This is a genomic window from Pseudomonas sp. RIT-PI-q (assembly GCF_001297125.1).
Lineage (GTDB): Bacteria > Pseudomonadota > Gammaproteobacteria > Pseudomonadales > Pseudomonadaceae > Aquipseudomonas.
Map to the genome: position 1 here is coordinate 377701 of NZ_LHPC01000034.1, position 11503 is coordinate 389203.

General features: G+C 46.8%; 9 protein-coding genes and 1 pseudogene. 7 read left to right on the plus strand and 3 right to left on the minus strand.

The window, feature by feature from the left end; all coding sequences use genetic code 11:
• Nucleotides 1-71: 71 nt before the first annotated feature.
• The 3 genes from AEQ67_RS34055 to AEQ67_RS19120 all read left to right on the plus strand — a co-directional run bounded on the left by AEQ67_RS34055 (nt 72) and on the right by AEQ67_RS19120 (nt 4267).
• On the plus strand, nt 72-1697 hold the full coding sequence (locus AEQ67_RS34055) for an amidase (RefSeq protein ID WP_082377908.1): 1626 nt from the start codon (nt 72-74) through the stop codon (nt 1695-1697).
• Nucleotides 1698-2172: 475 nt separating this feature from the next.
• A complete protein-coding gene (locus tag AEQ67_RS19115; RefSeq protein ID WP_059405378.1) occupies nt 2173-3309 on the plus strand; it encodes an aminotransferase in 1137 nt (378 codons plus the stop codon).
• 46 nt (nt 3310-3355) lie between these two features.
• Nucleotides 3356-4267, plus strand: coding sequence for an NAD(P)-dependent oxidoreductase (locus tag AEQ67_RS19120; protein ID WP_082377909.1), 912 nt, complete (start codon nt 3356-3358; stop codon nt 4265-4267).
• Between the two features lie 33 nt (nt 4268-4300).
• On the opposite strand, the gene csiR (AEQ67_RS19125) is transcribed toward AEQ67_RS19120, so the two are convergent.
• Nucleotides 4301-4990 carry a DNA-binding transcriptional regulator CsiR gene (gene csiR / locus AEQ67_RS19125; protein WP_059405380.1) on the minus strand — a complete coding sequence of 230 codons (690 nt, stop codon included), beginning with the start codon at nt 4988-4990 and terminating at the stop codon, nt 4301-4303.
• 750 nt (nt 4991-5740) lie between these two features.
• Between csiR (AEQ67_RS19125) and AEQ67_RS19130 the strand changes: the two genes are divergently transcribed.
• Both AEQ67_RS19130 and AEQ67_RS34060 read left to right on the plus strand, forming a co-directional pair.
• Nucleotides 5741-6169 (plus strand): hypothetical protein, encoded by a 429-nt coding sequence (locus AEQ67_RS19130; RefSeq protein WP_201782088.1) that lies wholly within the window; start codon nt 5741-5743, stop codon nt 6167-6169.
• 15 nt (nt 6170-6184) lie between these two features.
• A complete protein-coding gene (locus AEQ67_RS34060) occupies nt 6185-8458 on the plus strand; it encodes a N,N-dimethylformamidase beta subunit family domain-containing protein (protein ID WP_082377910.1) in 2274 nt (757 codons plus the stop codon).
• A gap of 24 nt (nt 8459-8482) precedes the next feature.
• Here AEQ67_RS34060 and AEQ67_RS35285 read toward each other — a convergent pair whose 3' ends face one another.
• Nucleotides 8483-9316, minus strand: a complete 834-nt coding sequence (locus tag AEQ67_RS35285; protein ID WP_236710378.1) for a TetR/AcrR family transcriptional regulator — start codon at nt 9314-9316, stop codon at nt 8483-8485.
• A 29-nt stretch (nt 9317-9345) separates the two neighbouring features.
• Here AEQ67_RS35285 and AEQ67_RS36290 point away from each other — a divergent pair, with 29 nt between their 5' ends.
• Both AEQ67_RS36290 and AEQ67_RS19145 read left to right on the plus strand, forming a co-directional pair.
• A complete protein-coding gene (locus tag AEQ67_RS36290) occupies nt 9346-9657 on the plus strand; it encodes a hypothetical protein (protein WP_236710379.1) in 312 nt (103 codons plus the stop codon).
• Nucleotides 9658-9775: 118 nt separating this feature from the next.
• Nucleotides 9776-10540: an IclR family transcriptional regulator gene (locus AEQ67_RS19145; RefSeq protein ID WP_059405382.1), complete on the plus strand. Its 765-nt coding sequence runs from the start codon at nt 9776-9778 to the stop codon at nt 10538-10540.
• A gap of 46 nt (nt 10541-10586) precedes the next feature.
• Here the strand turns inward: AEQ67_RS19145 and csiR (AEQ67_RS19150) are convergent.
• Nucleotides 10587-11143 (minus strand): annotated as a pseudogene (gene csiR / locus AEQ67_RS19150) (DNA-binding transcriptional regulator CsiR); the annotation flags it as partial.
• Between the last annotated feature and the right edge of the window lie 360 nt (nt 11144-11503).

Genomic DNA, 11503 nt, shown 5'->3' on the forward strand with positions numbered 1-11503 from the left:
TAATCTTGTGCATTGAAGTTCTCAATGAATGGCGCGCTTCCGCTTGCTATTCTATCACGAGGTTTTGGTGAATGAAGAATAATAGTAATAGCAATGACGCACCGGCAGTGGATAATAATTATTTGACGCCCGAGTCTGTGGGGACGCTATCAGTACGTGAAATACAACTCGCGATTGAGAATCAAGCGTTTACCACGGCACAATTAGTTGGTGCTTTCCTTGCTAGAATAGGGAGATACAACTCGACGTATAATGCGGTGATAGAGCTTAACCCCGATGCATTAGTAGAGGCTCATCGAATAGATGCGCGTCGTGCTTTGGGAGAACCACTTGGGCCGCTGGCTGGAATTCCCATCGTAATCAAGGACACAATTGATTGTGCAGGATTACCGACGACGGGTGGATGGAGATTCCTAAGTTCCAAAACGAACGGAGTTAGTCTAATTCCGAACCTCGACGCTCCGGTAGTGGCTCGATTGCGTGAGGCAGGTGCAATTATTCTAGGGAAGACCAATGTCTCTCTTTTGAGTTTGAGTGGCACTAACACAAACGATAGTTGGGCTGGTCCAACCTATAATGCGCATAGCCTCCAGCGAGCACCAGGTGCTAGCAGTGCAGGGAGTGCCACTGCCATTGCATGTGGATTCGCTGTATTCAGCCTTGGTGAAGAAACGGGGGGCTCAATCCAAAATCCCGCCGCAGCTCAAGGGCTAGTCAGCATAAAACCTAGCTTTGCGCTTATTCCAAATATTGGAGTGCTGCCGTTAGCGAGTAGTACTCGTGACGTCGTAGGGCCGATCAGTAAAACAATTGAGGATGCCGCCATCGCGCTGAATACCTTGGCCGGGTATACCGCAGATGATCCAAAAACTGTCGCGTCTATCGGTAACGTTCCACGAGAAGGCTATACCAGTAAACTATGTAAGGATCGGTTGCGAGGAAGACGTATCGGGCTGTTTGGACCAGGGTGGAGAAATGTTACTTTAACGGCTGAAACTCAAATCCTGTATGCGAGAGCGGTTGAAGAACTAGAGGCGTTAGGGGCTATTGTCATACACGATCCGTTTGCAAGGTCAGGCTTTTCCGAGGTGGCCAAACCGTCCAAGTTGGACGGACTGAACGGGTATGACGCTCGTGGTGAAGAATCAGTTGCTCATGATCTAGAGAACTATTTTAATCGTCTGGGTTCAACGGCGCCAATTCGATCATTGAAAGATCTGATCGATGTCACAGGGCAGGATCCGTTTGCCGACGGGGGGTATTTGGCCTATCACCATGAACTTGACGGTTTTACTGAGTCACTAGCAGATGTTACGAAAGCACCTAATTTAACGAGTTTTTTGCACGCTCGTGAGCTTTACATTTCAATATTTAATGAGGTTATGAGCCAGCATCAATTGGATGCTCTCGTATTTCCGCAAATGAGACGTGAAACTCCGTTGCTTTTTAGTTCTGAAGTGATATTGGAAACTACGGTATCTGAAATTGATATTGGCGGATTTCCAGGAATTACCGTTCCGGCCGGGTTTTATCCATCAGGTTCACCATTTGCTTTGATATTTGTCGGTCGTTTATGGGACGAAGCCAATTTGCTTGGCCTTGCTTACAGTTACGAGCAGGCAACCCTTTGGTGCAAACAGCCAAAATTAGCCGTCCGCCCAAAAATCAATGAGTATTTGTCGGCTGGATTTCATTGAGCAAATTTTTAAAACTAACTATCGGCTCATAGTAAGATATGAAAATCAATGAACAGACAATGCCTCAATTTGAGTTGAGGTTTCAAGAGGAACGCCGAGCTCTATTACGGGCACGCGTGCGTATATCGTTGCTGAGAGCTGATTGTATACAGCAGATGTTAATTAATGCAGCTGAATAAAGATTAGCCGATATCACTAAATAACGGGGTCGCAGAATTACGCGGCTTGGGAGTTATGATTTTCGTAGACCTTGGTTCAAGGAATGAGTTGTCTGGCTCGAAACTTACTCTGGAAAAAGTGTTGTTTGCAAAACGCAACAGAATAATTTGTCATTGTTTTCATGTTCTACTCGTGATAACGAGCTGATTTTCTTAATTCCTTTAAAGGCCAGCAAGCAACAAGTTAACAAAAGCTTGGCTATTGTAAAGGCGGTGTGTTCTTGAGGTTTTAAAATAATGCTCTTGAGGATATTTGAATGAAGAAACTTGCATTATCCCCCTCAGGGAAATATATAAAGTATCATCTCCATCCATACACTGACGCCCGTTTGCATGAGCAAATGGGTTCAATGATCATTGAACGAGGCGAAGGGGTATATGTCTATGATGATCAAGGAAAACAATACTTTGAGGCGATGTCAGGTTTATGGTCTGTGGCGCTAGGCTTCAGTAACGAGCGGCTAATTAAAGCTGCTGAAATGCAGTTACGCAAGCTCCCTTTCTATCATACATTTAGTCACAAATCTAATTTGCCAAGTATTGAGTTGGCTGAAAAGCTTACTCAGTTGTCACCGGTACCAATGAGCAAGGTATTTTTCACGAACTCCGGGTCCGAAGCCAACGATACGGTTGTTAGGATGCTTTGGTACCGAAATAACTCGTTAGGTCTGCCCTCAAAAAAGAAAATTATCAGTCGCAAAAATGCATATCATGGCATAACTGCGGTCAGTTCAAGCCTGACAGGCTTGCCGGCCAATCATGGCGGGTTCGATGTGCCATTCCCTAGTTTTCTACATGTCAGTTGTCCGCATCATTACAGATCTGCCCTTCCTGGCGAGAGCGAAGAGCAATTTGCTGACCGTCTAGCAAATGAACTGGAAGCACTGATTCAACAAGAAGGTGCTGAAAATATAGCCGCTTTTTATGGTGAACCCCTAATGGGAGCTGGTGGGGTTATTGTCCAGCCACGTACCTACTGGCAGAAAATACAAGCAGTCTGTCGCCGATATGATGTAATTATTGTTGCTGATGAGGTTATCTGCGGATTTGGTCGTACGGGAAATATGTTTGGGTGTCAGACGTTTGATATTGTTCCCGATGTAATCGTTGTCTCAAAGCAATTGTCTTCCTCATACCAACCCATTGCTGCCATTTTAGATAGTGTTGGTTCTTTGGGGCGATATTTGGCGGATCGCGCGCCACACCATGAGATGATCACGCGTGCTATGGGTGATTCGATCGCATTCTGTCCACCGTTAATTTCTACGGATAATGAAATTCAAATTTTTGTCGACCGCTTTCGCCTAGCGTTGGAAGACACTGAGCGCTGGGCGGGACTGGATTATAACAAAAGCCTTTGGCATCAATGGGAGGGCTTTAGACCTTTTCCTTGATGCAAGTTTTACCTGCAGAAAAGTGTTCATTCCGTATTCATTGTTTATGATCACGCATGCTGATCAAGGAGATGTTCTGATGGGAAAAAATATCACTATTTTAGGCGCAGGGCTTATGGGAGCTGCTTTTGCTAAGCTTTATCTGGAGCAGGGCTATCAAGTAACTGTGTGGAATCGCACTGCAGGTAAATGTGATTTGCTAACTGAAAAAGGAGCAAATGAGGTGCGCTCGTTATCAGAGGCCCTTGCACAAAGTTCCACTGTCTTAGTTTTGTTGCTTGATTACACCTCTTTAAAAAGCGCGATTACTACAAGCGATATATCAATCGCCGGTAAAGATTTCATCAACTTAATGACAGGAACCCCTGCTGAAGCCCGGGCTATGAGTGAGTATATTGCCCTCAATAAAGGTAATTATTTGGATGGTTCAATTGAGGGCTATCCAGGGGATATTGGAAAAAGCGAAACATTGGTTTTTTACTCCGGTACCGAGGCGCTTTGGGATAAACATCAAGACACTCTGATGAAAGCCGGTGGAAAGTCACGTTGGGTGGGGGAGCCGATTGGGGCAGCTAACATTCTGGATGCCGCAATGGCTGGTGGTTTTGGCGTTACATGTGTTGGGGCATTTCTCGAATCAGTTGAGTTTGCTCGAAAGGCTGGCGTAGGTGTAGAAGAGCTAGGGGCTTCAGTCGACTATTTCCTTGCATCCGTGAAAAACGAAATAGAAAGCATTGTTTCAAGTCTCATCACTAAAAACTTTTACACCGAGCAAGCAACGCTATCGGTATACGTCTCTGCGTTGAAAGCCTGGCAAAAAACCATGCAGGAAGCTGGGCATAGCGCAGGGCTTGTTTCAGCGAATTTGCTTGCGATGGAGAGGGGCGTAGCGAATGGTCATGGTAGTCTTGGAGTTGCGGCCACGTATTCTCCCCCAGCACAAAATGCAACGACCTAACAACGTAGGGCCAAGGACAGTGCGTTCGCCGAATTATGAATAGGGTGCTTTCATCATGATTTTTTCGATGATTGGGATTGGACTCAGTAGATGTTTGCGCATCATGGAGCTTGCTTTGGGTGCATCACGCTCCAAAATCGAATCGATCAATAACGAGTGTTCTTGTCGTTTTGAGGCTAAAGCTTCAGGGGACAGCACGGTAGTTCTAAGCCATAGATGGCGGTAACGTTCCGCCTGATCAGCGAGCGTAGCGCGCGCCTGCATCAGATGGGTGGAACCGCATCCGGAAGCGATGGCGGTATGAAAAGCCTTATGCCGTGCATCCCAGACATCCATCATCTGGTCCTGAGTATTGACCTCCATGACCTTTGATAACGTGTGAGCTCGTGCCAAGATCATCGCCTCCCAGGTATCGTCCCCGCGCTCGATCGCTAGCATTAGGATCATCGCTTCTAGATTAGCGCGCGCGTCATAAACATCCCTCATTTCCTCCAAGGACATGGATGCAACACGAAAGCCCCGCTGATTTGTAGCTACCACAAGGCGCTGCGTTACCAAGGGGGAGAGGGCCTCCCGCAAAGGGCCAACGCCCAGGGCGTAACGTTCCTTTAAGGAATTCATTAGAAGCTTTTCCCCTGGCTTGAAAACGCCATGAAGGATATCCCGCTTGAGCATCTCATAACCATTAGTCGTGGTATTGCTCGGAGAGTCCGATAAGTCCATGGAGAAACTCGTCAATTTTGATAATCCAATCATCATACCGAATCAGAGCATCAACGATAAGGGAATGCGCAGTGCCATGACCGGCCATTGCCGGCTTGCTGAATCAACATCGATACAGCCAATGCCGTCTCGGCGGACGTCTGCTGAGCGAGCCAATACACATCACCGAGCCCAACGACGTTAGTTTTCTCTTGTTCAACATCCAGATTGGCGCGTGCGTTGCGATAGCCTGCTTAGGTCAAACCTGTACCAAAGTGATATGAATTTTTCCGTCACAATTCCCTTGAGTGAGCGTTCTGGCAAAGGTTGTTCCAGAAAAAGGGATCATTCCAACTGGCTAAACATCCATGCCTGTCGCAAAAAGACTGACAACTGTGAACTCAGGGGGCGCCATAAATCGTTGTTCTATGTCGGTTAATGGACATGTCTGCGTCATGAAATATCGAAATTTGACGTTCCGAAATGAAGATAACACTTGTTATTGACTTCAAAAAATAACGAGTGTTATCATCCGATGATGGTTCATAAGCGTGATATAGAATTTTCAAGAACTGAGTATCTGGCTGGTCCTATTTGTATGTATCGAGTGATCTACCCTCGCAAGCGGGATGACGCTTTGGGCGCATACTATATAACTGAGTGGCAGTTATTGTATTTGGTTATAAGGAGAGTTGACTGTAACAACATTTTAGTTATCAAGCATCGTCGAATTGGGTGACCTTTGATTTTACACATAGCAAGGAGAATAATATGGGTGGCAGTAGTCTTTCGACCAACCAAGATAACAATGAAAACTCTAGCGATTTTGAGGTTGCCGCGCGTGATTTGCCAAGCCGCTATTTAGTTCAGCCTGAAGACGTACTATTTGCTAAGGAGTTCCTCGTAACTCCGGTCGGTTATCACAGTCCAGGTTTACAGCGCTTGCTGAACGTGATGCGCGGAGGTCGTCTTATTGGAAAATATGTACTCGTCGTCTTGGAACCTCATAAAAAATGGGCGCTAGGACAGTTATCAGGAGTGCGTGGGCAGGCCGTCACTCTTGTCGAAGGGGTTGAATATACTCACTGGCTTGACGCAGAGCGTGATGTATTTTTACGGAGGTGGCATGAGCTGACAGGTAAGGAACTGTCAAGCGATATTGCATCCGAATTCCTTCCTAAGACCAATACAACAAAATAACAAAAAGGGCTTGGCATGAAAATTACAGCGTACTCCGAGACTCTTAGTTTTTTCCCGGGTGATAACGTCGATATTAAAGTCAGCGCAGAGGGTGGGGCGACTTATTGTGCTGAACTTAGACGAATTATACAGGGCGACATCAATCCTAAAGGGCCAGGTTATAAAGACGAACTTGTTCAGCTGCCGTTAGGGGGGCCATTCAAAGCACGGATGCAGCAAATTCTTACGGGGTCATATGGTGTGGTTCCACATGCGGGCCATTTGGCCACTACAGACTCATTTACTGTGGCAGGTCTTATTTGGCCGACATTACCTGGTGAAAACGATCAAACAATTATTTCGATTGGTAATGTACAAAACGGATGCACTTTATATTTGAATGAAGCAGGTGCCGCTACTTTTACGATCTCCAATAAGGGGATCAGTATTACCGCACAATCTCCTGTGTTGTGTCGCGCACGATCTTGGTATCTTATTGTAGGTGTTTACAATCGAATTTCGCAAACGGTTGAGGTGATACAGCATGCACTTAATCAATTTCCCGGGATTAACGATTCTGGGCGTGACAAAGCGCAGTGTGACAAAGGGGCAGTAATTAAATCCTCCGATCCTGTTTCGTTTGGTGCAAGCTTCACTGAGGGTAAGGCTGCAAATTTCTTTAATGGCAAAATAGAAAACCCTAAAGTCTATCATGCTGCAGAAGAGTTTGTAGAGGTGCTGAACTCTTACAGTGAAAACGCAGAATATCCAAAGAGTCTAGCGGCCAATTGGGATTTTTCTCGGCTAATTGAAACGAATAGGTTTGTCGAAACCAGATCAAACTTATTGAATGGTTGTTTCATCAATCTGCCATCGCGGGCGGTTTCAGGGTTCAGATGGGATGGGAAATCGCATTGCTGGAATGAATGTCCAGATCATTATGCTGCTGTACATTTTCATGATGACGATCTATACGATGCAGGTTGGGAAACCGACATCTCATTCAAAATCCCAGATAGCCTAAAAAGTGGGGTCTTCGCTGTACGGCTTTTCTCGCCACTCGACTCGTCACAAGAGTTTTTTGTGGTTATTTTTGTGAAAGCAAAAAAAGTGGGAGGACAAAAAAACAAACTGGTGTTTATCGCTCCTACAGCAAGCTACACCGCTTACGCTAATCATCGATTTGGTTTGGACTATTCGGAAACGGAAATAGCGGCTGGGCAACTTGTTCAAATTGACAAACACCATCAATATCTTCAGAAACATGTTGAGCTTGGGTTGTCATTGTATGATTTACATCGAGATGGGTCAGTTGTTTTTTACTCGTCTCGTCTTCGCCCGGTCTTAGATTTTCAACCAAAAGTTCAAGGATACATGGGCGGGACAGGATCAAATGTTTGGCAATTCAACGCTGATACACACATTCTAGGTTTTCTTGAGCATTGCGATATATCGTATGATGTAATCACTGATGAAGATTTGGAGCGGGAGGGCGTCGCCGCTCTATCGGGTTATCAGGCTATTATAACTGGGTCTCATCCGGAATATACTAGTACTAATATGCTTGATGCATATAAGCAGTTCCTTGGCGATGGAGGTCGCATTTTCTACTCCGGAGGCAATGGTTTTTACTGGCGAATTGCTTACAGCCCCAATTTCCCTGGTGCTATCGAGTGTCGCCGTGCTGAATCCGGCATTCGGGGAGGTGAGCCAGGTGTCGGTAACTATTGGCATCAGTTCACCGGTGAACTAGGCGGCCTTTGGCGCCGACTTGGACGTGCTCCCCAAGAGCTTTTCGGTGTTGGTATGACTGCCCAAGGATTTGATTTGGGCTCCCCCTATATTAAAACCGCAGATGGCGAAGAGCCACGTGCGCGTTTTATCTACGAAGGGGTGGAGGACACCGTATTAGGCAATTTTGGGCTCCATGGAAATGGTGCAGCAGGGCTCGAAATAGACCGAGCTGATTTCACGTTGGGGACACCACCTCATGCACTAATCGTAGGCTCTTCTGTAAAACATACAGATCTATTTTTGGTTCCTCCAGAAGAGTCATATGATCCGCTCCCAATTTGCACAGGAACACAATCGCATCTGATTCGTGCCGATATGACTTTTTTTGAAACTTCCGCAGGTGGTGCCGTATTCTCTACAGGGTCTATTTCTTGGGCAGCATCAATGGCATGGAATGGTTACGAAAACAATATTTCGATCATTACTGAAAACGTAATCCGTAGATTCATTGATCCTCAAAAATTTACCATGGATCATAGCAATAAAAATATCAATGAAACTGATAACTTAATTTGATTGGCCTAGAGCTTCTGGCTGAGCTCAGCCAGAAGCTTTACTGTTTTTTTTAATTATTAAAGCAGCTTCCGTAAATACATCATTTATCATGTCGCTAACTGTATTTTTCATGAGTTCCGGCGTCCAATACTCTGTGTCCAAAACAGAGTGTAATAGGAGGGAGTCCGTGAACATGGTCAACCTATCGGCCAACACTAACGCGCGTTCATTCGAGAAACCTAATGTCTTCAACCAAATGAAATGTTTGTCTCGTACATATGGATAAACTTTACGATGCACGGATTGTAATTCTGGAGACTCCTGACTTAATGCCCAGAACGCTATCCAGACCGACAATTGTCGCCGTCTAACCTCATCAAGTGGAAGAAATACGTCAAAAGACCTGATGATCTTTTCTTTATCGCCTGTTTCAGGCCATTCAACCGAACTGCATTCATCCTCCCAGGTCTTTTCGACTGCTGCCTTGACCATCGCCGCCCGATTCGGGAAATGATGAGTAATAAGGCCAATTGTTGCACCGGCTTTAGCGGCAACCTTACGCAGACTAAGGTTAGTCACACCTTCGTCTGCTAGGACATCACAAACCGCTGTCACAATACGTCGGATAGGGTCATTTAGGTCCTGATTCATCGAAAAATCCCCTTCGAAAAAATAGGGCAAGCCTACAACAGAAAGAGGATGTTGAACATGGACAGACACCGGGGGGGAATTTGGTTGCCACAGATGCTGCAGGCTCATGGCGTAGAAGTGAGCATGATTGGATGGGTTGCGGCGATCCTTATTTCTTCGCAACCATCGGTCTCCTAATTTGGGCAAAACATGTTGATCGAACCGGCAAGGGAATCTTAAATCTGACATTGGCGATGCTCCTTGCAGGATTAGCGCTAATGTTTGCCTTGCAGATGAACGCGTTGGCTCCAGCTTTGGCTGCTATCACCTTGGCATTGGTAGGAACGATTGCAGGAAATACAATTTTTTATACCCTTCCCGGCAAGTTCCTTCGTGGCCAGGCGGCAGCTGGCGGAATTGCTTTGATCAACTCTATCGGTGCGTTTGGTGGTTTCGTCGGCCCCTACCTAATGGGGTTCCTTAAGGACTACACCGGCTCCTTTACCGCAGGGTTGATGGTGATGGGGTGCATCATGTTTGTGGCCGCTTCTATGGTGGCGTCGTTGCGGCTATTTTTGCGCGAACAGTGACGTGCTGGCCGCATTGCAACCCAGAAGGTATCTTACGCACACTAAATTTGTCTTCGGATGATCATGGCGGCGTCAGTCGTCTGGTCGGTCGCAAGAATTGACTCGACGTTTTGTGGCTATGAGCACCGAATCTGATACGAGCTTTCCTGACCAGTCCCATAACGCGGAAGGTGGCGTCGCTGCTGTAGATCGCGCCTTTTCGATTCTCGCTGCCTTTCAGATTGACCAGGAAAGCTTGACGTTAGCCGAGCTTGCAAGACGTACCGGGCTTTATAAAAGTACGATCCTGCGATTGATTGCTTCATTAGAAAAAGCCGGCTTTGTACGACGCTTGGCCGATGGCAGTTACTCGATCGGGCCTGAACCTCTTCGTTTGTCTCAGTTGTATCAAGCCTCTTTCCGACTCCGAGATGTTATTCATCCATTGCTGGAAGCCATTACGGAGGAAAGCGGGGAGACGTCGTCTTTTTACGTGCTCGAAAATGGAAGTCGGGTCGTGTTGTTTAGGGTCGAACCTAAGCGCGCAGTGCGAGTTTCCGTTTTGGAGGGCTCTCGGTTTCCACTTCATTCCGGAGCTTCGGGCAAAATTCTTCTGGCTTTTTCCCGACAGGTGGACTCTACTTTGGTGGGGTTGCGCGAGCGCTTCTGGGCGAGTTCTTTTGGTGAGAGAGATCCGGAAACCACTGCTGTATCGGTTCCAGTTTTTTCGATTGGCCAAGAGCTCAAGGGGGCTCTAACCCTTTCAGGGCCATCTGACCGTCTGTTGCGCGAGCATATTCAGCATGCCGCCTCAATTCTGTTACGTAACGCCGTTATCGCGACAAGTGCTCTGGGCAGAAACAATGTTGAGCTGCGAGAGGCGCTAAAAAAACTCAATCCATGAGCCATCATGCGTAACAGCCGATTTGAGATTGATTTTCACAGTTTGCTTATTGCATCTGTAATGCTGGCATTGAATTCCTGATGATTTCCGAAATGATCGGAACTGGAGTCATCAAATGCTCCCTCATCAAGGTGCTCGCTTTGGCCGCATCGCGGGCCAGGATGGCATCAACGAGTATTGCATGCTCTGCCCTTTTTTGACGCAGAGCCTCTGCAGAAAAAACGGTACTTTTCAACCACAAATGCCTATACCGCTCGGCCTGGTCTAATAGCTGTGATCTCAGTTGCAAGAGGTGCTTCGATCCGCACCCTGAGGCTATCGCGCTGTGAAACGCCTTATGACGGGCATCCCATATTTCAAGCATCTGCTCCTGGGTTCTGAGCTCCATGACCTTTGATAGCGTGTGAGTGCGTGCAAGTATCAGTGCTTCCCATGAGTCGTCTCCTCGCTGAATCGCCAAGCTGAGATCATCGCTTCAAGGTTGGCGCGTGCATCGTAAATATCTCGCATTTCCTCCAAAGACATTGAGGCTACCCGATAGCCTTTTTGATTTATCGCTATGACTAGATGCTCGGCGACGAGTTGAGACAATGCCTCTCTGATATAGGTTGTCCGTTCCTTCCTCTTCCATACTTCGGTGTCTGGAAGTCAGTGTTGATCTAAGGAAGGAACATGCACCTGTGGGCTACGAATAGGCCTCTCAAGCACGTGATGATTACCCCCTCACTTTCGAGCCCACAGGTGCGCTTGCGCCCTTAACGAATACTCAGGGAAAGCCCGACACGGCTCTCTATATCGCTTTCGCTGGACGCAAGCATGCATGTCCCTGCATGTACTTAGCGCCTGTGGAGGTTGTCGATGCAAACGCTCCTGTCTCAGAAATTCACTGCTTATGTCGGAATAGATTGGGCAGATACCAAGCACGACGTGTGCTTGCAGGTCGCGGGGGAAACCCGGCAGCAT